Origin of the sequence: Streptomyces sp. NBC_01445 (assembly GCF_035918235.1) — a bacterium.
In the GTDB taxonomy this organism is placed as follows: domain Bacteria; phylum Actinomycetota; class Actinomycetes; order Streptomycetales; family Streptomycetaceae; genus Streptomyces.
The window spans coordinates 4,747,930-4,768,764 of sequence record NZ_CP109485.1 but is presented as its reverse complement, the minus strand read 5'-3'; the positions used below and the strand labels follow the sequence as shown (position 1 = coordinate 4,768,764).

General features: G+C 71.1%; 20 protein-coding genes and 1 pseudogene. 12 read left to right on the top strand and 9 right to left on the bottom strand.

From position 1 onward, the window contains the following. Window positions 1–97: 97 nt before the first annotated feature. A complete protein-coding gene (locus tag OG574_RS21725; RefSeq protein ID WP_326778572.1) occupies window positions 98–1,054 on the top strand; it encodes an ABC transporter ATP-binding protein in 957 nt (318 codons plus the stop codon). Further along, on the top strand, window positions 1,041–1,946 hold the full coding sequence (locus OG574_RS21720) for an ABC transporter permease (protein ID WP_326774568.1): 906 nt from the start codon (window positions 1,041–1,043) through the stop codon (window positions 1,944–1,946). The genes OG574_RS21725 and OG574_RS21720 overlap by 14 nt, the downstream gene beginning before the upstream one ends. Window positions 1,947–1,961: 15 nt before the next feature. On the opposite strand, the gene OG574_RS21715 is transcribed toward OG574_RS21720, so the two are convergent. Together OG574_RS21715 and OG574_RS21710 are read right to left on the bottom strand one after the other, a co-directional pair. Next, window positions 1,962–2,549 carry a flavodoxin family protein gene (locus OG574_RS21715; RefSeq protein WP_326774567.1) on the bottom strand — a complete coding sequence of 196 codons (588 nt, stop codon included), beginning with the start codon at window positions 2,547–2,549 and terminating at the stop codon, window positions 1,962–1,964. A 92-nt stretch (window positions 2,550–2,641) separates the two neighbouring features. After that, entirely contained in the window at window positions 2,642–3,124 is a 483-nt protein-coding gene (locus OG574_RS21710) for a winged helix-turn-helix transcriptional regulator (RefSeq protein ID WP_326774566.1), read from the bottom strand. Window positions 3,125–3,226: 102 nt separating this feature from the next. On the opposite strand from OG574_RS21710, the pseudogene OG574_RS21705 reads away from it, so the two are divergent. Then, a pseudogene (locus OG574_RS21705) lies at window positions 3,227–4,591 on the top strand (MFS transporter); the annotation flags it as partial. Here OG574_RS21705 and rarD read toward each other — a convergent pair. Both rarD and OG574_RS21695 read right to left on the bottom strand, forming a co-directional pair. Next, window positions 4,578–5,543: an EamA family transporter RarD gene (gene rarD / locus OG574_RS21700; RefSeq protein WP_326778571.1), complete on the bottom strand. Its 966-nt coding sequence runs from the start codon at window positions 5,541–5,543 to the stop codon at window positions 4,578–4,580. The pseudogene OG574_RS21705 and the gene rarD overlap by 14 nt on opposite strands. Window positions 5,544–5,743: 200 nt before the next feature. Continuing rightward, window positions 5,744–6,601 carry an SDR family oxidoreductase gene (locus OG574_RS21695; RefSeq protein WP_326774565.1) on the bottom strand — a complete coding sequence of 286 codons (858 nt, stop codon included), beginning with the start codon at window positions 6,599–6,601 and terminating at the stop codon, window positions 5,744–5,746. Between the two features lie 92 nt (window positions 6,602–6,693). Between OG574_RS21695 and OG574_RS21690 the strand changes: the two genes are divergently transcribed. Beyond that, window positions 6,694–7,068 (top strand): winged helix-turn-helix transcriptional regulator, encoded by a 375-nt coding sequence (locus OG574_RS21690; protein WP_326774564.1) that lies wholly within the window; start codon window positions 6,694–6,696, stop codon window positions 7,066–7,068. A gap of 31 nt (window positions 7,069–7,099) precedes the next feature. Here the strand turns inward: OG574_RS21690 and OG574_RS21685 are convergent, their stop codons facing one another. The 5 genes from OG574_RS21685 to OG574_RS21665 all read right to left on the bottom strand — a co-directional run bounded on the left by OG574_RS21685 (window position 7,100) and on the right by OG574_RS21665 (window position 13,911). Continuing rightward, the gene (locus tag OG574_RS21685; RefSeq protein WP_326774563.1) at window positions 7,100–8,179 is read right to left on the bottom strand and encodes a 2-oxoacid:ferredoxin oxidoreductase subunit beta; all 1,080 of its coding nucleotides are present in this window, start codon (window positions 8,177–8,179) and stop codon (window positions 7,100–7,102) included. Then, window positions 8,172–10,103: a 2-oxoacid:acceptor oxidoreductase subunit alpha gene (locus OG574_RS21680; RefSeq protein WP_326774562.1), complete on the bottom strand. Its 1,932-nt coding sequence runs from the start codon at window positions 10,101–10,103 to the stop codon at window positions 8,172–8,174. The genes OG574_RS21685 and OG574_RS21680 overlap by 8 nt, the downstream gene beginning before the upstream one ends. Before the next feature lie 321 nt (window positions 10,104–10,424). Then, window positions 10,425–11,084, bottom strand: coding sequence for a response regulator transcription factor (locus tag OG574_RS21675; RefSeq protein WP_326774561.1), 660 nt, complete (start codon window positions 11,082–11,084; stop codon window positions 10,425–10,427). 175 nt (window positions 11,085–11,259) lie between these two features. Continuing rightward, window positions 11,260–12,609 carry a sensor histidine kinase gene (locus tag OG574_RS21670; RefSeq protein WP_326774560.1) on the bottom strand — a complete coding sequence of 450 codons (1,350 nt, stop codon included), beginning with the start codon at window positions 12,607–12,609 and terminating at the stop codon, window positions 11,260–11,262. 123 nt (window positions 12,610–12,732) lie between these two features. Continuing rightward, complete coding sequence (locus OG574_RS21665; protein ID WP_326774559.1) at window positions 12,733–13,911, bottom strand: sensor histidine kinase; 1,179 nt, start codon at window positions 13,909–13,911, stop codon at window positions 12,733–12,735. Between the two features lie 180 nt (window positions 13,912–14,091). Between OG574_RS21665 and OG574_RS21660 the strand changes: the two genes are divergently transcribed. Genes OG574_RS21660 through OG574_RS21625 form a run of 8 tightly spaced genes read left to right on the top strand, consistent with a single transcriptional unit; the run spans window position 14,092 to window position 20,834 of the window. Then, window positions 14,092–14,469, top strand: a complete 378-nt coding sequence (locus OG574_RS21660) for an NADH-quinone oxidoreductase subunit A (RefSeq protein WP_326778570.1) — start codon at window positions 14,092–14,094, stop codon at window positions 14,467–14,469. Further along, on the top strand, window positions 14,460–15,092 hold the full coding sequence (locus OG574_RS21655) for an NADH-quinone oxidoreductase subunit B (RefSeq protein ID WP_326774558.1): 633 nt from the start codon (window positions 14,460–14,462) through the stop codon (window positions 15,090–15,092). The genes OG574_RS21660 and OG574_RS21655 overlap by 10 nt, the downstream gene beginning before the upstream one ends. Beyond that, window positions 15,089–16,243: an NADH-quinone oxidoreductase subunit C gene (locus tag OG574_RS21650; protein ID WP_326774557.1), complete on the top strand. Its 1,155-nt coding sequence runs from the start codon at window positions 15,089–15,091 to the stop codon at window positions 16,241–16,243. The genes OG574_RS21655 and OG574_RS21650 overlap by 4 nt, the downstream gene beginning before the upstream one ends. Beyond that, the gene (locus OG574_RS21645; RefSeq protein WP_326774556.1) at window positions 16,240–17,208 is read left to right on the top strand and encodes a complex I subunit 1/NuoH family protein; all 969 of its coding nucleotides are present in this window, start codon (window positions 16,240–16,242) and stop codon (window positions 17,206–17,208) included. Before OG574_RS21650 ends, OG574_RS21645 begins: the two co-directional genes overlap by 4 nt. Next, window positions 17,208–17,831 (top strand): NuoI/complex I 23 kDa subunit family protein, encoded by a 624-nt coding sequence (locus tag OG574_RS21640; RefSeq protein ID WP_100598059.1) that lies wholly within the window; start codon window positions 17,208–17,210, stop codon window positions 17,829–17,831. Before OG574_RS21645 ends, OG574_RS21640 begins: the two co-directional genes overlap by 1 nt. After that, window positions 17,828–18,427, top strand: a complete 600-nt coding sequence (locus OG574_RS21635; protein WP_326774555.1) for an NADH-quinone oxidoreductase subunit J family protein — start codon at window positions 17,828–17,830, stop codon at window positions 18,425–18,427. Before OG574_RS21640 ends, OG574_RS21635 begins: the two co-directional genes overlap by 4 nt. After that, window positions 18,427–18,843, top strand: coding sequence for an NADH-quinone oxidoreductase subunit NuoK (nuoK, locus tag OG574_RS21630; protein WP_100598061.1), 417 nt, complete (start codon window positions 18,427–18,429; stop codon window positions 18,841–18,843). Before OG574_RS21635 ends, nuoK begins: the two co-directional genes overlap by 1 nt. Continuing rightward, window positions 18,840–20,834, top strand: a complete 1,995-nt coding sequence (locus OG574_RS21625) for an NADH-quinone oxidoreductase subunit 5 family protein (RefSeq protein ID WP_326774554.1) — start codon at window positions 18,840–18,842, stop codon at window positions 20,832–20,834. The genes nuoK and OG574_RS21625 overlap by 4 nt, the downstream gene beginning before the upstream one ends. Window position 20,835: the final 1 nt, after the last annotated feature.

Sequence of the window (20,835 nt, the reverse complement as noted above, 5' to 3'; positions counted from 1 at the left end):
TACGCGCCACGAGAGTTGGCAGTCAGGAGTGGAGGCGCCGGTGCCGGTGCCTCCACTCCCGCACTCCACCAGAACCGACGGGCACGACGGGAGCGAGATGGCGGCGAGCACTGCCGAGGAGTCCGTGATCGAGACGCGGGCCCTCACCAAGCGCTACGGCGGCGCCCAGCCGGCGGTCGACGGCCTCGACCTCACCGTCCCCGCCGGCAGCGTCTTCGGCTTCCTCGGGCCGAACGGCTCGGGCAAGACCACCACCATCCGCATGCTGATGGGCCTGATCGAGCCGACGTCCGGCGCGGCCAGCGTCCTAGGCCGCCCCATGCCCCGCGCGACCCGCGCGGTCCTCCCGCACGTCGGCGCGCTCATCGAGGGCCCCGCCCTGTACGGGTTCCTGTCCGGCCGGGACAACCTGATCCGGTACGACTCCGCCGACCCGGCCGCCGACCCCCGCACCCGGCGTGCCCGCGTCGCCACCGCTCTGGACCGGGTGGGCCTGACGGCAGCCGCGGGCAAGAAGGCGAAGGCGTACTCGCTCGGCATGAAGCAGCGCCTCGGGCTCGCCGCCGCGCTGCTCCAGCCCCGCAAGCTCCTCGTGCTCGACGAGCCGACGAACGGCCTCGACCCGCAGGGCATGCGCGAAATCCGTTCCCTGGTACGGGAGCTGGCGTCGGACGGCACGACCGTCTTCCTCTCCTCGCACCTCCTCGACGAGATCGAGCAGGTCTGCACGCACGCGGCCGTGATGGCGCGCGGCCGGCTCATCACGCAGGGCCCGGTCGCCGAGCTCGCGGCGGGGGCCCGCGGCCGGCTCGTGGTCACGACCCCCGACCCGGGCGACGCGGCGCGCGTCCTGAAGGAGCGGGGCATCGCGGACCTGACCGTGACGGACGACCAGGTGACGGGCGAGCCGCCCGGTCCCGGCACCGACCTCGCCGAGCTGAACGCCGCCCTGGTCACCGCGGGCGTCCGCGTCCGCGGCTTCGGACTCGAACGGGCTTCGCTGGAGGACGCGTTCGTGGCCCTGACGGGAGAGGGATTCGATGTCGCAGGCTGAGGCCACGGCCGCCACCACCGTCGCCGCCGCCGAGGACGCGGCGCCCGTGCGGAAGAGGATCTGGACGCTCGGCCTGTTCCGCAGCGAGCTGGTCACCACGTTCCGCCGCTGGCGGACGATCGCCCTGCTCGCGGTCCTGGCCGGGGTGCCGATCCTCGTCGGGATCGCCGTGAAGATCGAGACGAGCGGTGGTTCACCGGCCGCGGGCGGCGGCGGGGGAGGGCCCGCGTTCATCGCGCAGATCACCAACAACGGCCTGTTCCTGGTCTTCACCTCGCTCGCCGCGACGCTCCCGTTCTTCCTGCCGATGGCCGTCGGGGTGATCGCGGGCGACGCGATCGCCGGCGAGGCGAACGCGGGGACGCTGCGCTATCTGCTCGTCGCCCCCGCGGGCCGCACCCGCCTGCTCCTCACCAAGTACGCGACCACGATGACGTTCTGCCTGGTCGCGACGTTGGTCGTGGCGGCGACGGCGCTCGCCACGGGTGCCCTGCTCTTCCCGCTCGGCGACCTCGTTACGATCTCCGGTACCCGGATCGGCTTCGGCGAGGGTCTCGTACGGGCTCTGCTGATCGCCCTCGTCGTGGCCGCGTCACTCGTGGGGATCGCCGCGCTCGGACTGTTCGTCTCGACGCTCACGAACAGCGGGATCGCGGCGATGGCGACGACGGTGGGCCTGCTCATCACCGTCCAGATCCTCGACCAGATCCCCCAGCTGCACGCGATCCAGCCGTATCTGTTCTCGCACCACTGGCTGTCCTTCGCCGACCTGATGCGCGAGCCGGTCTACTGGGACGACCTGCTCAAGAACCTGGGCCTGCAGGGCCTGTACGCGGCCGTGTTCGGCTCGGCGGCGTGGGCGCGCTTCACGACGAAGGACGTCACGGCGTAGCCGACTGCCGCACTGCTACGCGTCGTACGGGAAACGGGCGATCTCCGGCTGCCGTTCGGGCGCGAAGAACGTCTTGGCGCGCAGCAGCGCCTCCTCGTCCTTGAGTACGTCGCCGGGCTTGCTGCCGTTGCCGAGCAGGACACCGCCGAAGCGCATGCCCATGTACGCGGCCGAGTTGCGCAGCGTGCCGACCAGCGGGTCCGCGACGACCTGCTCCTCGTGGGCGAGCGCCGTCACGCCCCACAGGGTGCGCCCTTGGAGCGTCGCCTTGAAGTCGATGCCGGGGGTGCGCAGCCAGCCCGACCAGTAGTCGAGGTAGCGCTTGGTGGGGGCCGAGACGGAGTACCAGTACAGCGGCGACGCGATGACGATGTCGGTGGCTTCCAGGGTCGCGTCCAGGAGCAGCGCCGTGTTGTCGCCGGCGGGCCGGGTGTGGTCGCTGTCGTGGCGAAGGTCCTCGAAGTCGGGGAGCGGGTGCGCGGCGAGGTCGATCCAGCGCTGCCCGACCTCGGGGGAGAGCTGCTCGGCGGCCTTGCGGGCCAGGATCTCGGTGTTGCCTTCGCCGCGGCTGCTGCCGAGCAGAAAGAGGAACGTGCGGGACATGGGGCACTCCGGGGTCGGTTGGTCGCGCCGATTACCTGCATGTGCAGTTTATGCATGCGCAAGTAATTTCGTCCAGGGGGCCCGCCCACGGCTCAGGGAGCGCTCGTGCCGACCGTCGCTCCGGCGGCTGCCGCTGCCTCCTCCTGCGCCCGGGTGTCGTACGCGGCGCGGGCCGCGGCGATCTCGCCCTGGTGGTGCTCGGTCCACGTCACCAGGGACCGGATCGTCTCGTGCAGCGTGCCGCCGAGCGGCGTCAGTTCGTACTCGACCCGGGGCGGCACCACCGGGTGCACCGTCCGCTTCACCAGGCCGTCCCGCTCCAACTGCCGCAGCGTGACCGTCAGCATCCGCTGGCTGATCCCGTCGATCTCGCGGCGCAGCTGCGTGAAGCGCAGCCGGCGGTGTTCGAGGAGCGCGATGACGAGCAGGGACCACTTGTCGGCGACCCGGTCGAGGATCTGGCGCACCTCGCAGTCCTCGCGGGTGTCCCACTGGAAGGGGTCCGCGTCGCCGTAGCCGGCGCCGGAGGCGGTGCTCGCGCAGTTACTCGGTGACTTCGAAGTGCCTTCTTCCATGCCCGTCGATGCTGCCGCAGGATCGAGGTGGTTACAAGAGGGAACCGACCCTCTGTCGCGTAACCACCCATCCCTGTATACGACTTGAGGAGCCGACTCGTCATGGGTACTCGCGCCTGGGCACTGCTGTTGGTCCTCTGCGGAACGATCTTTCTGGAGGGCGTCGACGTAGCCATGCTCGCCGTCGCGATCCCCTCGATCCGGTCCGATCTGGGGCTCGGCACCGGAACGGCCGCGTGGGTCATGAGCGCCTACGTCCTCGGCTACGCCGGATTCACCCTGCTCGGCGGCCGGGCGGCCGATCTGCTCGGGCGGCGCCGGATGTTCCTGTTCTGGCTGGCCGTCTTCCTGGCCTTCTCCGGGCTCGGCGGCTTCGCGACCGAGGGGTGGATGCTGATCGTCGCGCGCTTCGTCACCGGCGCCTCCGCCGCGTTCATGACGCCGGCCGCGCTGTCGCTCATCACCACCTCGTACGCCGAGGGGCCGCAGCGCAACAAGGCGCTCCTCGTCTTCGCGGGAACGGCCGCGGGCGGCTTCTCCCTCGGGCTCGTCGTCGGCGGGTTGCTGACCGAGCTCGGCTGGCGGTGGGTGTTCTTCGCGCCCGTGCTGCTCGCCGGGGCGATCCTGGCCGCCGCGGTGCGGCTGATTCCCGCGCAGGCCGCGCCCGGGCGGCGGCGCAGCGGCTTCGACATGGCCGGAGCGGCCGCGGCGGCGGGCGCCATGCTGCTGGTCGCCTATGGCGTCGTGCGGCTCGAACACGGGCTCACGGACTGGCCGCTGACGGCCGCCGCCGTCGCCCTGGGGCTCGCGCTCGGCGGCGTCTTCGTCGCCGTGGAGCGGCGCAGCGGGGCGCCCCTCGTGCGGCTCGGCATCTTCCGTACGGGGACGGTGGTCCGCGCCGGCCTGGGGGCACTGCTGTTCGTCGGCGCGTTCTTCGGGTTCCAGTTCGTGCTGACCCTGTACCTCCAGGAGCTGCGCGGCTGGTCGTCCCTGCAGACGGCGATCGCGCTCGTCGTGATGGGCTGCGACGCGGTCCTCGCGCCGACGCTCACCCCGCGCCTGGTCGGGCGCTTCGGCAACGCGCGCGTCGTCCTCGGCGGCTTCCTGCTGGCGATCCTCGCGTACGGGCTCTTCCTGCCGGTCGGCATGGACTGGACGTACGCCGCCATGTTCCCGACCCTGATCCTCGCCGGGACCGCGTTCGCGCTCGCCTACGGTCCGCTGACCATCGCGGCGACGGACGGGGTCGCGGAGGAGGAGCAGGGGCTCGCGGGCGGGCTGCTCCACACGTCGACGCAGTTCGGTTCGGCGCTCGGCATCTCGGCGGTGACAGCCGTGTACGGGCTCGCCTCGAAGGGGGCCGGCGCGGCCGACACGCTCTCCGCCTTCCGCGCGGCCCTCGTGGTGCCGGTGGTGATGGTGACGCTGGGCGCGCTCGTGTCGGCGCGCGGGATCAGGCGGCCGGCTCGCGCCGCGGATCCGTCTCAGGCTGCGTCTGCGGCTGAACCTGCGTCTGCGGAATCGACTCCGGTACCGACTCCGGTACCGACTCCGGAGCCGTCACCCGCGCCTCCTGCTCGGCAAGCGCGATCCGCCCCCGCCGGGCCGTCCGCAGGGCGTCCCACGTCAGGAGCGTGAGCGCCACCCAGACGAGAGCGAAGCCCGCCCAGCGTTCGGCGGGCATCGCCTCGTGGAAGTACAGGATGCCGAGCAGGAACTGGAAGACCGGCGCCAGGTACTGGAGCAGCCCCAGCGTCGACAGCGGTACGCGGATGGCGGCGGCGCCGAAGCAGACCAGGGGGATCGCGGTGACCAGGCCCGTCGCCGCGAGCAGCGTGGCGTGGCCCGCGCCGTTGCCGAACGTGGACTCGCCCTGCGAGCCGATCCACAGCAGATAGGCGAGCGCGGGCACGAACTGGATCGCGGTCTCGGCGGCGAGCGACTCCAGACCGCCGAGGTTCACCTTCTTCTTCACCAGGCCGTACGTGGCGAAGGAGAACGCGAGGCAGAGGGAGATCCAGGGCGGCTGCCCGTATCCGAAGGCGAGGACGAGGACCGCGGCGAGGCCGACGCCGACCGCCGCCCACTGCGCGGGCCGCAGCCGCTCGCCCAGGAGCAGGACGCCCATGGCGATGGTGACCAGCGGATTGATGAAGTAGCCGAGTGACGCCTCGACGACATGGCCCGCGTTCACGGCCCATATGTAGACGCCCCAGTTGACCGTGATGACGGCCGCGGCGACCGTGACGAGCGCCAGCCTGCGCGGGTTGCGCAGCAGCTCACCGGCCCAGGCCCAGCGGCGTACGAAGAGCAGGGCGATGCCGACCACGGCCAGCGACCACACCATGCGGTGGGCGAGGATCTCACCGGCGCCGGCGGGCTTGAGCAGGGGCCAGAACAGGGGCACCAGGCCCCACATCCCATAGGCCGCGATGCCGTTCAACAGTCCTGTGCGCTGTTCGCTCCTCGACTGCCCAGCCTCCACGGCCCCTCCTTCACCCACGCGGACGCCCCGTGGCGGCCACTCATGAAGGTAGCGCCGCGGGGCACCGGCTGTCATGTCCGTATCTCTATACGGTCATGACAGGACGTCCGTGCAGGTGGGAGACCGTCCGTTTCTCAGGCGAGCGCGGCCTTGATCGCGTCCGCGAGCGGGGTCGTGGGGCGGCCGGTCAGCCGGGACAGGTCGCCGCTGGTGGTGGCGAGCAGGCCCTGCTCGATGGCGGTGTCGACGCCCACGAGGATGTCGGCGAAGGGTGCGGGCAGTCCGGCGCCGAGCAGGATCTCGCGGTTCTGCTCGGGCGTGACGGAGTTGTACGCGATCGTGCGGCCCGTCTGCTTCGACAGCTCGGCGGCGTACTCGGCGAAGGACCAGGCGACGTCGCCGCTCAGTTCGTACGCCTGGTTCTCGTGGCCCTCGCCGGTGAGGACGGCGACCGCGGCGGCGGCGTAGTCGGCGCGGGAGGCGGAGGCGACGCGGCCCTCGCCCGCGGAGGCGGTGACGGCGCCGTGTTCCAGGACCGGGGCGAGGTTCTCGGTGTAGTTCTCGTGGTACCAGCCGTTGCGCAGGAACGTGTACGGCAGACCGGAGTCCAGGATCGCCTGCTCGGTCACCTTGTGCTCGGCCGCCAGGTCGAAGTCGGCCTCGGGCCCGCCGAGGACGCCGGTGTACGCGAGCAGCGCGACGCCTGCGCCCTTCGCGGCGTCGATCACGGCCTGATGCTGCGCCACGCGCTGCCCGACCTCGCTGCCGGAGATCAGCAGGACCCGGTCCCCGGCGGCGAAGGCGCCGGCCAGCGTCCCGGGCGCGCTGTAGTCGGCGATCCGCAGCTCGACGCCGCGGGCGGCGAGGCCGGCGGCCTTGTCCTTGTCGCGGACGACGGCGGCGACGCTCTCCGCCGGGACGCCGGCGGCAAGGAGGCCGTCGATGACGAGACGGCCGAGGCGTCCGGTGGCTCCGGTGACGACGATGCTCATGTCTGAAATCTCCCTTGGTGACTGGTTATGGCGCTGAGCTTACGCCGGGCGCTAACTATTGGAAAGTACCCACTTTGAAGTAAGGTACTGGCATGGCGGTAAGTAAGTGGGGCGCCGACGGCGAAGAGCTGTGCCCGTACCGGCTCGTGCTCGAACACGTCACCAGCCGCTGGGGCGTCCTCGTCCTGATCGCCCTTGAGGAGCGCTCGTACCGGTTCAGCGAGCTGCGCCGGGAGATCGGCCGCGTCAGCGAGAAGATGCTCACGCAGACGCTCCAGACCCTGGAGCGTGACGGAATGGTGCACCGCGACGCGAAGCCGGTCATCCCGCCACGCGTGGACTACTCGCTCACCGATCTCGGCCGCGAGGCGGCGGAACAGGTGAGAACGCTCGCGATGTGGACGGAACGCCGCATGGAAGCGGTGACGGAGGCCAGGGCGGCATACGACGAAACCCGCGCCCCATAAGGGGCGCGGGCTGTGTCGTCGGGCGGTCCGCCTAACCGACCACGGTCCAGGTGTCGCCCCCGGCGAGCAGCGCGCCGAGGTCGCCCTTGCCGTTCTGCTCGATCGCCTCGTCGAGCTGTTCGGACATCTGCACGTCGTAGACGGGCCGCTCGGCGGAGCGGAAGACGCCGATGGGCGTGTGGTGCAGGGTGTGCGGGTCGGCCAGCCGGGACAGGGCGAACGCCGTCGTGGGCGAGGCCGCGTGTGCGTCGTGGACGAGGATCTGCGACTGGTTGTCCTCGGTCACGTCGACGACCTCCAGGTCACCGGTCTGCGGGTCCCGCACGACGCCCTTGGCGAGGTCGGTGCCGAAGCGGATCGGCTGCCCGTGCTCCAGGCGGATCACCGCCTCCTCGGCCTGCTGCTTGTCCTTGAGGACTTCGAAGGCGCCGTCGTTGAAGATGTTGCAGTTCTGGTAGATCTCCACCAGGGCGGTGCCCGGGTGGGCGGCCGCCTGGCGCAGCACGTCGGTGAGGTGCTTGCGGTCGGAGTCGACGGTACGGGCCACGAACGACGCCTCCGCGCCGAGCGCGAGGGACACCGGGTTGAAGGGCGCGTCGAGAGAGCCCATCGGCGTCGACTTGGTGATCTTGCCGACCTCGGAGGTGGGCGAGTACTGGCCCTTGGTGAGGCCGTAGATCCGGTTGTTGAACAGGAGGATCTTCAGGTTCACGTTCCGGCGCAGGGCGTGGATGAGGTGGTTGCCGCCGATGGACAGGGCGTCGCCGTCACCGGTGACCACCCACACGGACAGGTCGCGGCGCGAGGACGCCAGGCCGGTCGCGATGGCCGGGGCGCGGCCGTGGATGGAGTGCATCCCGTAGGTGTTCATGTAGTACGGGAAGCGGGACGAGCAGCCGATGCCCGAGACGAAGACGATGTTCTCCTTCGCCAGACCGAGCTCGGGCATGAAGCCCTGGACGGCCGCGAGGATCGCGTAGTCGCCGCAGCCGGGGCACCAGCGCACTTCCTGGTCGGACTTGAAGTCCTTCATGGACTGCTCGGCCTCGGCCTTGGGCACCAGCGAGAGCGCCTCGATCGTGCCCGTGCCTTTCGTGCCGGTGTCAGCCATGGATGGCCTCCTTGAGAGCCGTGGCGAGCTGCTCAGCCTTGAACGGCATGCCGTTGACCTGGTTGTGCGAGTGGGCGTCCACCAGGTACTTCGCCCGGACGAGGGTGGCGAGCTGGCCGAGGTTCATCTCGGGGATCACCACCTTCTCGTAACGCTTCAGGACCTCGCCCAGATTCCGCGGGAACGGGTTCAGATGGCGCAGATGGGCCTGCGCGATGTGCTCGCCGGTGGTGCGCAGCCGGCGTACGGCGGCGGTGATGGGTCCGTAGGTCGAACCCCAACCGAGGACAAGGGTGTTGGCCTCGTCCGAGGCGTCGTCGACCTCCAGGTCCGGGACCTCGATGCCGTCGATCTTGGCCTGGCGGGTGCGGACCATGAGCTCGTGGTTGGCCGGGTCGTAGGAGATGTTGCCCGTGCCGTCCTGCTTCTCGATCCCGCCGATACGGTGCTCAAGACCCGGCGTGCCCGGGATCGCCCACGGACGGGCCAGCGTCTGCGGATCGCGCTTGTAGGGCCAGAACACCTCGGTGCCGTCGGCCTCGGTGTGATTCGGGCCGGAGGCGAACTGGGTGCGCAGGTCGGGGAGTTGGTCGATCTCGGGGATGCGCCACGGCTCCGAGCCGTTGGCCAGGTAGCCGTCGGAGAGGAGGAAGACCGGGGTGCGGTACGTGATCGCGATCCGGGCCGCCTCGATCGCCGCGTCGAAACAGTCGGCGGGCGTGCGCGGCGCGACCACCGGAACCGGCGCCTCACCGTTGCGCCCGTACATCGCCTGGAGCAGGTCCGCCTGCTCCGTCTTGGTGGGCAGCCCGGTGGAGGGGCCACCGCGCTGAATGTCCACCACCAGCAGCGGCAGTTCGAGGGAGACGGCCAGTCCGATCGTCTCCGACTTCAGGGCCACGCCGGGGCCGGAGGTGGTCGTGACGGCGAGGCTGCCGCCGAACGACGCGCCCAGCGCCGCGCCGATCCCGGCGATCTCGTCCTCCGCCTGGAACGTGCGCACGCCGAAGTTCTTGTGCTTCGACAGCTCGTGCAGGATGTCGGAGGCCGGAGTGATCGGGTACGAGCCCAGATACAGCGGCAGGTCCGCCTGCCGGGACGCCGCGATCAGCCCGTAGGACAGGGCCAGGTTCCCGGAGATGTTGCGGTAGGTGCCGGTCGGGAACGCGGACGAGGCGGGCGCGACCTCGTAGGAGACCGCGAAGTCCTCCGTCGTCTCACCGAAGTTCCAGCCCGCGTGGAAAGCGGCGATGTTCGCCGCGGCGATCTGCGGCTTCTTCGCGAACTTCGACTTGAGGAACCGCTCCGTGCCCTCGGTGGGCCGGTGGTACATCCACGACAGCAGACCCAGCGCGAACATGTTCTTCGAGCGGCCCGCGTCCTTGCGGGACAGCTCGAACTCCTTGAGCGCCTCGACCGTGAGCGTCGTCAGCGGCACCGGATGGACGTGATACCCGTCCAGCGAACCGTCCTCCAGCGGGGAGGTCTCGTAACCGACCTTCTGCATCGCCCGTTTGGTGAACTCGTCCGTGTTGACGATGATTTCCGCGCCGCGCGGCACATCCGCGATGTTCGCCTTCAGCGCGGCCGGGTTCATCGCCACCAACACGTTCGGCGCGTCGCCCGGCGTGAGGATGTCGTGGTCCGCGAAATGCAGCTGGAACGAAGAAACGCCCGGCAGTGTCCCTGCGGGCGCTCGGATCTCGGCGGGGAAGTTCGGCAGCGTGGACAGGTCGTTCCCGAACGACGCAGTCTCCGAGGTGAACCGGTCACCCGTCAGCTGCATCCCGTCGCCCGAGTCACCCGCAAACCGGATGATGACCCGGTCCAGACGCCGTACGTCCTTGCCGTTCGCGTGTCTGCGCTGCTCTCGGACCACTGCCCCATCGGCCTGCTCGGCCGGGCTACTGACCTGGCTGGTCACTGAACTGGACCTCCCTCGAGGCGGCTCTGCGGGAGTGGCCGGCCGACCGGCCTCTCCATGGCCCACCCTACGTCGGTAAGGGTCGCCTTCCCTGGGTGGTTCGCATGGTGGACGCGACAATGAGACACCCTGATGACCTTGTTTGTCATGATTTACCCACCCCCATGGCCCCCTGTTCGAAGACGCGCCCACTCATCCTTTGGTTCTAGGACCGAATCCGGGTCGACTTCGGGTCGACTCCGAGTCGACCCGGAAGCCGGCCCCGGAGCGCCCCGGAGTCCACCGGTCGATTCCCGCCATATCTGACAGGGTGTCAGGTCGTCACGAGTTCAGGTAGGTGAGCACCGCCAGAACACGCCGGTGATCCCCGTCACTCGGGGACAGCCCCAGCTTCAGGAAGATATTGCTGACGTGCTTCTCCACCGCGCCGTCGCTCACGACCAGTTGACGCGCGATCGCCGAGTTCGTCCGGCCCTCGGCCATCAGGCCCAGCACCTCGCGCTCACGCGGAGTCAGCCCCGCCAGCACGTCCTGCTTACGGCTGCGCCCCAGGAGCTGGGCCACCACCTCGGGGTCGAGCGCCGTACCGCCCTGCGCCACTCGCACCACCGCGTCCACGAACTCGCGCACCTCGGCCACCCGGTCCTTGAGCAGATAGCCAACGCCGTGGCTGGAACCGGCGAGCAACTCGGTCGCGTACTGCTCCTCCACGTACTGCGAAAGGACCAGCACCCCGAGCCCCGGGTGCTTCTTGCGCAGCAGGACCGCGGCGCGCACGCCCTCGTCGGTGTGCGTCGGCGGCATCCGCACGTCGGCGACCACCACGTCCGGCAGCGCGTCCTGCGCGGCCAGGTCGGTGATGGTCTTGACCAGCGCGTCCCCGTCGCCCACGCCCGCCACCACGTCGTGCCCGCGGTCGGTCAGCAACCGGGTCAGGCCCTCCCTGAGCAGCACTGAATCCTCGGCGATGACCACTCGCACTCTGTCCTCCACGTTTCTCGGCCCCCCACAGCCCGTCCCACCCGTTCAACAGTCATCAGCATCCCAGCATCCGGACGGTCCTGGGCAGTGGTGCCGGGATTCGCCGGGAAGAGGGAGGACACGCGTGTGCGGTGCGCCCCGGGGAAGGGTGCACCGCACACGCGGGAGCTGGTCGTCAGGCGCGCCGCCACGGCAGTTCGGCCGTGATCCGCGTAGGGCCCGCCGTCGGCGAGTCCACCAGGAGGATCCCGTCGACGGCGTCGAGCCGCTCGGCGAGCCCCGCGAGGCCGGAACCGGCGGAGGCGTCGGCGCCGCCCACGCCGTTGTCCATCACCTGGAGCATCAGCCGGTCCTCGACCCGCCACACGTCGACCGTGGCGCGGGTCGCCCGGCTGTGCTTGCTGACGTTCTGCAGGAGCTCGCTGACCGTGAAGTAGGCGATGCCCTCGATGGCCGGCGCGGGCCGTGCGGGCAGGTCGACCTCGATCTGTACCGGGACCGTGCAGCGCGAGGCCACGGAGGACAGGGCCGCGTCCAGGCCGCGGTCGGTCAGGATGGCCGGGTGGATGCCGCGGGCCAGGTCCCGCAGCTCCTGGAGTGCCGTCTTCACCTCGCCGTGCGCCTCGTCCACCATGCGCGCCGCCGCCCGCGGGTCCTCCGTCAGCTTCTCCTTGGCGAGACCCAGGTCCATCGCGAGGCTGACCAGACGGGCCTGTGCGCCGTCGTGCAGGTCGCGCTCGATGCGGCGCAGGTCGGCGGCGGCCGTGTCGACGACGACGCCGCGGTCCGACTCCAGCTCCACGACGCGCGTGGCGAGCCGTGAGGGGCCGAGCAGCCCGCTCACCAGCGCCCGGTCCACGGAGGCCAGCGCCCTGATGATCCACGGCGTCGCGAGCGTGATCAGCAGGCCGACCGCCGCGGTGACGGTGATCTCGAAGGGGTTGTCCAGGTACACGTTGTGCGCGCCGTCGCCGTACAACTGGATGCCGCCCTGGCCCGCGTACATGGGGAAGACCCACTGCCACAGCGGATACGTGAGCAGGGACCAGCCGACCGTCCAGAAGACCAGCGCGACGTTGAACGCGAAGACCGCCCACGGGAAGTGCACGACCGTGTACAGCAGGTTGCGCCAGGACTCGCCGCTCTTGAGGAGGGCGCCCATCCACGCCATCGGGCCGTGGGCGCGGGGCCGCAGCGGAGCCGGGGTGCCGACGTCGATGCCGAGCAGCGCGCGCGCCCTGGCCCGCTCCATCGCGGCGAACCCGCGCGCCCCGGCGAGGGCGCCGGCCAGCACGGGGATGCCGAGGAACGTGATCAGCAGGCCGGCGCCGAGCGACACCATCGTCACCGCGTACACGAACGTGATGATGCTGATCGGGAGGCTCAGGAGCAGATAGCCGAACTCGCGGAACGTACGGCCCTCGAACGGCGCGCGCAGCCCGGCCGGGAGAAGGTGACGCCGTTCCCCGGCCACCGCGTCGTCGCGGTAGCCATGTCCCTGTCCGTACTGCGTGGGCGTGATCATCGGTGGGGTCCGTCCGTTCTGCTCGTCCGCCTGGTACTTCCAGACTCCTCGCGGCGGCGCCTCGCGGCCATGGAGCCGGTCGGCGTCTTGGGCCGGGGGTTTTCCCTACCCCCGTGGTGCCGCTCAGGCAGGCGTGCGGTCGCGCCAGGGCAGCTCGGCGGTCACCGTCGTCGGGCCGCCCTCCGGCGAGTCCACGACGAACAGACCGTCCACCGCGCCGAGCCGGTCCGCGAGGCCCGACATGCCCGTGCCCTTGTCGAGGCTCGCGCCGCCGTGCCCGTCGTCCCCCACCTGGATCAGCAGCCGGTCCCCGGAGCGCCACACGTCGACCGAGGCCGACCGCGCCCTGCTGTGCTTGCTGACGTTCTGGAGCAGCTCGGACACCGTGAAGTACGCGATGCCCTCGATCGCCGCGGCGGGCCGCGTAGGCAGGTCGGCCGTGACCTTCACCGGGACCGTGCAGCGCGAGGCCACGGAGGACAGGGCCGCGTCCAGGCCGCGGTCGGTCAGGATGGCCGGGTGGATGCCGCGGGCCAGATCGCGCAGCTCCTGGAGTGCCAGCTTCACCTCGCCGTGTGCCTCGTCGACCATGGCGGCAGCGGCGTCCGGGTCCTCGAGCAGCTTCTCCTTCGCGAGGCCGAGGCCCATCGCGAGATTGACCAGGCGGGCCTGCGCGCCGTCGTGCAGGTCGCGCTCGATGCGGCGCAGGTCGGCGGCGGCCGTGTCGACGACGACGCCGCGGTCCGACTCCAGCTCGGCGATCCGCCGCTCCAGCTCGTCCGAGGGTGACAGGAGCGCCCGCGCCATCGCCCGGTCCGCGTTGGTCAGCCCCCGCACGATGAACGGAAGCACCGGCCACAGCACGAAGAGCCCGGTCAGTGTGATCGCGAACGTGAGCACGCCCCACGGCAGCCGTATGAACTCGTACAGCATCGCCCGCCAGCCCACCGGGTCCTTGAGGCCGGACCACAGCCGGCCGAAGAAGCCCTCGTCGCGCCTGCGCGGCAGCGGGCTCGGCTCCTCGATGCGCAGCCCGAGCAGCGCGCGGGCCCGCCCGCGCTCCGCCTTCCCGAGCTGACGCGCGCCGAGCAGACCGGCCGCGAGCACGGGCAGGCCGATCACCGTCACGGCCAGGCCGACGCCGATGGCCAGCATCGTCACGACATACGTGAAGCCGAGCACGGCGACCGGCAGATTGCTGAGGAGATACGCGATCTCCTTCCAGGTGTGCCGGCCGAAGGCGAAGCGCGGGGCCGGCGGGCGGTCCGCGTCCGGCTCTGTGGTGACGATGCGAGCGGTCATATGCGACAGCGTGCCCGGCGCGGCGCCGGGGCGCCATGAGGCGGGCTGCCGGACCCGACGGGGGATAACCCCACCTCAACCCTGGACGCCTGCTTACCGTCTCTTTAACAGGCCCTAGACTCCCGTGCGTACAGATCGTCGAACACCACGGAGCGAGGGGCGGACGTGCCGGAACCGACCATGATCGCCGCGGACTACTTCCAGACGTACTCCGTCGTCGGCGTGCTCGCCGTCGTGGGCGTCCTGTTCGTGGCCGTCGCCTTCGGCGCGGGACGGCTGCTGCGGCCGGTGGTGCCGACCCCCGAGAAACTCCTGACGTACGAGTGCGGCGTCGACCCCGTCGGCGACGGCTGGGCCCACACCCAGGTCCGCTACTACGTCTACGCATTCCTCTACGTGATCTTCGCCGTCGACTCGATCTTCCTCTTCCCGTGGGCGACCGTCTTCGCCGATCCGCAGTTCGGCGCGGCGACGCTCGTGGAGATGTTCATCTTCCTCGGCTTCCTCGCCGTGGGCCTGCTGTACGCATACAAGAAGGGCGTCCTCACATGGACGTGACCCCCTCGGAGCCCGTGCTCCTGCCGGATCCCGTCAGCCCGAAGAAGCTGGGCGTGCTGTCCCGCCTGGCCCCCGAGCCGATGAAGGTGGTCCTCAACTGGGGCCGCCGCTACTCGCTCTGGGTCTTCAACTTCGGCCTGGCCTGCTGCGCCATCGAGTTCATCGCGGCGTCCATGGCGCGGCACGACTTCATCCGCCTCGGCGTCATCCCCTTCGCGCCGGGCCCGCGCCAGGCCGACCTGATGGTCGTCTCCGGCACGGTCACGGACAAGATGGCCCCGGCCGTGAAGCGCCTGTACGAGCAGATGCCCGAGCCCAAGTACGTCATCTCGTTCGGCGCCTGCTCCAACTGCGGCGGCCCGTACTGGGACTCGTACTCGGTCACCAAGGGCGTCGACCAGATCATTCCGGTCGACGTGTACGTGCCCGGGTGCCCGCCCCGGCCGGAAGCGCTGCTCCAGGGGATTCTGAAGCTTCAGGAGAAGATCGCGCGCGAGTCGCTGGGCGAGCGGTACGCCTCGGCTGACACGGCGGCCGGGCGGCCTTCGGCGGCCGCGCTCAGCAGCGGTCTCGTGAAGCCGCCGGTCCCCACGCGCGACGAATCCGGGGAGGGTGAGCGGTGACCGGCTGGCTGCCCCGACCCGTCGAGGAGCTCTTCGGCCCGGACGCCACGGCCGAGGAGTCGTACGAGGTCCTCACCGTCGACGTTCCCGCGGACACTTGGATCGCCGCCCTCGAAACGGCCCGCACCACGCTGGGCTGCACCTACTTCGACTGGCTGAGCGCGGTCGACGAGCCCGGCACGGGCTTTTACGTCTGCGCGCACGTCGTCGCCCTGTCTCCCGTACGCCGCCTGCTCCTGCGCACCACCGTGCCGCACGACGCCCCCGTCCTGGCCACCGCGGTCGACGTGTACGCGGGCGCCGGCTGGCACGAGCGCGAGACGCACGAAATGTTCGGCGTCCGCTTCGAGGGCCACCCGCACCTGGTGCCGCTCCTCCTTCCCGACGGCTTCGAGGGCCACCCGCTGCGCAAGGACTTCGTGCTTGCGGCGCGCGTCGTGAAAGCGTGGCCGGGGGCCAAGGAGCCGGGTGAGCCCGCGGCGGGTGCGGGGCACGGTGGGCCGAAGCGGCGGCAGATGCTGCCGCCGGGTGTTCCGGATCCGAACGAGTGGGGTCCGCTGAAGGGCCAGCTTCCGCCCGCCCCGGCCCGTCCGGCCCGTGGCGCGGGCCGCGCGGCGGGCGACCGTCCGGTGCGGCGGACGCGCACGGCGGGGGAGGGGTCGGCCAGTCAGGCCGCCACGCCGGGCACGGATGCGGCGGCTGCCGCGCCGCCGAGGCGTTCGCGGAGTGCGTCGCAGGGGTCGGCTTCGCAGACGCCGGCAACTCCTGAGACACCTGCAACTCCTGGGGCCCCTGCGGCGCCTGAGACCCCTGCCGCGCCCAAGCCGGACGCCGCGGGCAAGCCCGGCGCCACCGGCGACGCGCCCTGGCACCACGCCCGCCCGGCCTTCGACGAGCCGAAACCGGCCGCGCCGGAGGAGCCCACGCCTGAGGCACCGGCCGCCCCGGAGGAGCCCACGCCTGAGGCACCGGCCGCCCCGGAGGAGCCCACGCCTGAGGCACCGGCCGCCCCGGAGGAGCCCACGCCTGAGGCACCGGCCACCCCGGAGACGGCACCGGAGGCACCGGCCACCCCCGAAACCCCGGATGCCGAAGAAACCCCCGACGCCACCCCCGACACCCCCGAAACCCCCTCAGGAGGAACGGAGTGAACGACGTGCTCGACGTCGCTCTGCGGCTCATCGTCGTCTTCGTCGCCTTCCTCGTCCTGCCCCTTGTCGTCGGCCAGACCGAGCACAAGGTGATGGCGCACATGCAGGGCCGCCTCGGCCCCATGTACGCGGGCGGCTTCCACGGGTGGGCCCAGCTCGTCGCCGACGGCGTGAAGTTCGCGCAGAAGGAAGACATCGTTCCCGCCGACGCGGACCGCCGCATCTTCCAGCTCGCGCCCGCTGTCGCCCTCCTGCCGTACCTCCTCGTCCTGCTGGCCATCCCCGTGGGCCCGAGCGAGGGCGCGGTCGGCCAGGTCGTCGACGCCGGCATCTTCTTCGTGCTCGCCGTCATGGGCGTCGGAGTGCTCGGCTCGCTCATGGCGGGCTGGGCATCGGCCAACAAGTTCTCCCTTTTGGGCGGCCTGCGCACCGCCGCTCAGCTCCTCGCCTACGAACTGCCGATGCTGCTCGCCGCCGCTTCGGTCGCGATGGCCGCCGGCACCGTCTCGCTGCCCGGCATCATCGAGGCGTTCGAGTGGTGGTGGGTGCCGTGGCAGATCGTCGGCGCCCTCGTCTTCTTCGTGGCGGGCCTCGCCGAACTCCAGCGCCCGCCCTTCGACATGCCGGTCGCCGACTCCGAGATCATCTTCGGCGCGTACACCGAGTACACGGGCCTGCGCTTCGCCCTGTTCCTGCTCGCCGAGTACGCCGGGATCGTCGTCCTGTGCGGCCTCACCACCGTCCTGTTCCTGGGCGGCTGGCACGGGCCGTGGGGCGCCGACGGCCTCGGCTGGGTCTGGACGCTGCTGAAGACGGCCGTCCTCGCGTTCGTCGTGATCTGGCTGCGCGTCACCTACCCCCGTCTCCGCGAGGACCAGCTTCAGAAGCTCTCCTGGACCCTCCTCGTCCCCCTCGCACTCGCGCAGATCGCGCTCACCGGAATCGTGAAGGTGGCGATCAACTAGTGGCTCCGATCCCAGGCGCAGGTCTCGCCAAGGGCCTCGCCGTCACCCTCCGCACGATGACGCGTAAGACCGTCACCGAGCAGTACCCGGACGTCCAGCCCGAACTGCCGCCCCGCACCCGTGGCGTCATCGGCCTGTTCGAGGAGAACTGCACGGTCTGCATGCTGTGCGCCCGCGAGTGTCCCGACTGGTGCATCTACATCGACTCCCACAAGGAGACGGTGCCGGCCGCCGTCGAGGGCGGCCGCGAGCGCAGCCGCAACGTCCTCGACCGCTTCGCCATCGACTTCGCCCTGTGCATGTACTGCGGTATCTGCATCGAGGTGTGTCCTTTCGACGCGCTGTTCTGGTCCCCGGAGTTCGAGTACGCGGAGACGGACATCCACGAACTCACCCACGAGCGCGACCGGCTGCGCGAGTGGATGTGGACGGTCCCGGCCCCGCCCGCGCTCGACCCGGCGGCCGAGGAACCCAAGGAACTCGCCGCCGCCCGCAAGGCCGCCGACAAGCTGGCCGCCGCTCAGGCCGCAGCCGCCCAGGCACCGGCCTCGGAAGCACCCGCCTCCGCCTCTGAGGAACCCGCCCCCGACGAACCCGCCCCCGGAGAGGAGGGACCCGCGTGAGCCTCATCGCAGCGGCCGCCACCGCGGCCACGCAGACCCACGGCTTCCTCTCGCCGACCGGCGTCGAGATCGCGTTCCTCCTCGTCGGCCTGGTCACCTTCGGCGCCGCGATCGTCACCGTCACCACCAAGCAGCTCGTGCACGCGGCCCTGTGGCTGGTCGTCGCCCTCGGCGGCCTCGCCGTCGAATACCTGCTGCTCACCGCCGAGTTCATCGCCTGGATGCAGGTCCTCATCTACGTCGGCTCCGTCGTCGTCCTCCTTCTGTTCGGGCTGATGCTCACGCGGGCGCCCATCGGCCGCTCCCCGGACGCCGACTCGGGCAACCGGTGGGCCGCGCTGACGGTCGCCGTCGCCGCGGCCGCCGCCCTCGTCTGGGTCGTCGTGGACGCCTTCCGCACCACGTGGGTCGACCTCGACGGCGCTCCCCAGGGCACCACCGCGGTGACCGGATCGATCCTCTTCCAGCACTGGGTGCTCCCCTTCGAGGCCCTCTCGGTCCTGCTCCTCGCGGCCCTCGTCGGCGCGATCGTCCTCTCCCGCAAGACCGCCAAGGCACAGGACATGAACTCCAAGGCCCGGGAGGGGAACCGCTGATGCACCTCGCCTATCCCGCCGTCCTTTCCTCCCTGCTCTTCTGCACGGGCCTGTACGGAGTGCTGGCCCGCCGCAACGCGATCCTGGTTCTGATGTCCGTCGAGCTGATGCTCAACGCCGTCAATCTCAACCTCGTCGCCTTCGACGTCTGGCTCAGCAAGGCGGCCCGCGACACCCTCCACTCCGGCCAGGCGCTGACCCTCTTCACCATCGCCATCGCCGCCGCAGAGATCGGCATCGGTCTGGCGATCGTGCTCGCCGTGTACCGCGGCCGCGGCACCTCCGACATCGACAAGCTCCGCGACACCGCCGAGTCCCCGGACGACGGCGGACCCGACGGCTCTGCACCGGACGGATCCGCAGCGGACGCCGGCGCCGGGGCCGCGACGGACGAGAAGGCCGAGGCCACCGCGTGACCACCACGACCCTCGCCGTACTCGTCCCCCTCCTCCCGTTCCTCGCCGCCGCGGCGGGACTGCTCCTGGGCCGCACCGCCCCCGGCTTCGTACGGCCCCTCGCCGTACTGCCGACCCTCGCGGCGCTCGCCCTCGCCGTCCTCGTCGCCGTGCGCCAGGGCGGCGGCCGGAGCATCGACTCGGCCACCGAACTCACCCCGACGGGCTCGGTTCCCATCGAGCTCGCCCTGCACATCGACGGTTTCGCCGCGCTCGTCGCCGTACTGGTCTGCGTCGTCGCGTCGTGCGTGCAGATCTACTCGACGGCCTACCTGCGCGACGACCCGCGCTACCCCTCGTACGCCGCGCTCGTCTCGCTCTTCACCTCCGCGATGCTCCTCGTCGTCTACTCGGGCGACCTGATGGTGCTGCTCGTCGGCTGGGAAGTCATGGGCATCTGCTCGTACTTCCTCGTCGGTCACTACTGGGAGACCCCGGAGGCGCGCGCCGCCTCCCTCAAGGCGTTCCTGGTCACCAAGCTCGGCGACGTCCCCTTCCTGATCGGCCTGTTCGCGCTCGCCGTGGACGCCGGGTCCTTCCGCATCACGACGGTGCTCGGTGCCGTCGCGAGCGGCGGCCTCGACCACCCCACGCTGATCGCCCTGCTGCTCCTCGCCGGTGTGGCGGGCAAGTCCGCGCAGTTCCCACTGCACACCTGGCTGCCCGACGCGATGGCCGGCCCCACGCCGGTCTCCGCGCTGATCCACGCCGCGACGATGGTCGCCGCCGGTGTCTACTTCGTCGCCAGGCTCCTCCCCGTCTTCGCCGCCTCCGGCGCCGCCCTGGTCGTCCTCGCCGTCATGGCCGCCGTCACGATGACCGGCTCGGCGCTCGCCGCCCTCGCGCAGGACGACATCAAGCGCGTCCTCGCGTACTCGACGATCGGTCAGCTCGGCTACATGACCGGCGCCCTCGCCGTCGGCGACCGCGGCGCCGCCGTCTTCCACCTCCTGTCGCACGGCGCCTTCAAGGCGCTGCTGTTCCTCGGGGCGGGCGTGGTCATCCACGCCGCCGGCACGAACTCGCTCGCCGCCATGTCCCGCATGAAGGACCTGCGCGACCGCGTCCCCGACGCCTACTGGACGATGACCGTGGCGCTCCTCGCGCTCGCCGCGATCCCGCCGTTCAGCGGCTTCTTCTCCAAGGAGGCCGTCCTCGGCTCCGCCGAGCACGCGGCCACCGGCCACGCCGAGGCGATCCCGTCCTCCGCGGGCTGGATCGTCCTCGTGTCCGGCCTCCTCACGGCCCTGCTCACCGCCGCGTACGCCACGCGCCTGTGGCTCCTGGCCTTCCGCGGCCACGGAGCCGAGGCCCCGGACCACGGCAGGCAGCCCGTCGCGATGAACGCCGTCCTGTGGGTCCTGGCGATCCCCTCGCTCGCCTTCGGCCTCACCGTGGGCGTCCTGCCCGACTGGTTCGACGGCCGCTCGCTGACCCCGACCCTCACCACGTCCGTCCTCGGCACGGGCGTCGCCCTCGTCGGCGGGATCGTCACCTACGCGGCCTGGCGCCACACCACGGCCCTCGCCGCCCGTGTCCCGCTCGGCGCCGTCGCCGCCCACCCCGACGCGGACGGCGGCCTCGTCGAGGCCGAGGCCATCGCCACCCACACGGCCGCGTACGGGGACATCGCCTACGCCCCCGACCCGGCGGACCCGGGCCGTCTCCTGCTCGGCCCGCTGCACCGCCACGCGGCCACCGGCTTCCACCTGGACGCCGTCTACGCGGTCCTGTTCGTCCGGCCCGTCCTGGCCGCGGCCTCACTGGTCCGCTTCCTCGACCGCGAGGTCGTCGAGACCTATGTCCGCGGCGCCGCCGCCGTACCCAACTGGCTGGGCCGGGCCGTCCGCCGCGCCCAGACCGGCAACGTGCAGACCTATCTCAGCGCCCTGCTCGCAGGGACCGTCGTCCTGGCGATCGCCGTCGTCCTCGTCGCCACCGCCGGAGCGTGAG

Excerpts from the sequence above, each read along its gene's own strand:
- OG574_RS21725 (WP_326778572.1), top strand. The coding sequence starts at position 98 with ATGGCGGCGAGCACTGCCGAGGAGTCCGTGATCGAGACGCGGGCCCTC.
- OG574_RS21720 (WP_326774568.1), top strand. The coding sequence starts at position 1,041 with ATGTCGCAGGCTGAGGCCACGGCCGCCACCACCGTCGCCGCCGCCGAG.
- OG574_RS21715 (WP_326774567.1), bottom strand. The coding sequence starts at position 2,549 with ATGTCCCGCACGTTCCTCTTTCTGCTCGGCAGCAGCCGCGGCGAAGGC.
- OG574_RS21710 (WP_326774566.1), bottom strand. The coding sequence starts at position 3,124 with ATGGAAGAAGGCACTTCGAAGTCACCGAGTAACTGCGCGAGCACCGCC.
- rarD (WP_326778571.1), bottom strand. The coding sequence starts at position 5,543 with ATGTGGGGCCTGGTGCCCCTGTTCTGGCCCCTGCTCAAGCCCGCCGGC.
- OG574_RS21695 (WP_326774565.1), bottom strand. The coding sequence starts at position 6,601 with ATGAGCATCGTCGTCACCGGAGCCACCGGACGCCTCGGCCGTCTCGTC.
- OG574_RS21690 (WP_326774564.1), top strand. The coding sequence starts at position 6,694 with ATGGCGGTAAGTAAGTGGGGCGCCGACGGCGAAGAGCTGTGCCCGTAC.
- OG574_RS21685 (WP_326774563.1), bottom strand. The coding sequence starts at position 8,179 with ATGGCTGACACCGGCACGAAAGGCACGGGCACGATCGAGGCGCTCTCG.
- OG574_RS21670 (WP_326774560.1), bottom strand. The coding sequence starts at position 12,609 with ATGATCACGCCCACGCAGTACGGACAGGGACATGGCTACCGCGACGAC.
- OG574_RS21665 (WP_326774559.1), bottom strand. The coding sequence starts at position 13,911 with ATGACCGCTCGCATCGTCACCACAGAGCCGGACGCGGACCGCCCGCCG.
- OG574_RS21660 (WP_326778570.1), top strand. The coding sequence starts at position 14,092 with ATGATCGCCGCGGACTACTTCCAGACGTACTCCGTCGTCGGCGTGCTC.
- OG574_RS21655 (WP_326774558.1), top strand. The coding sequence starts at position 14,460 with ATGGACGTGACCCCCTCGGAGCCCGTGCTCCTGCCGGATCCCGTCAGC.
- nuoK (WP_100598061.1), top strand. The coding sequence starts at position 18,427 with ATGCACCTCGCCTATCCCGCCGTCCTTTCCTCCCTGCTCTTCTGCACG.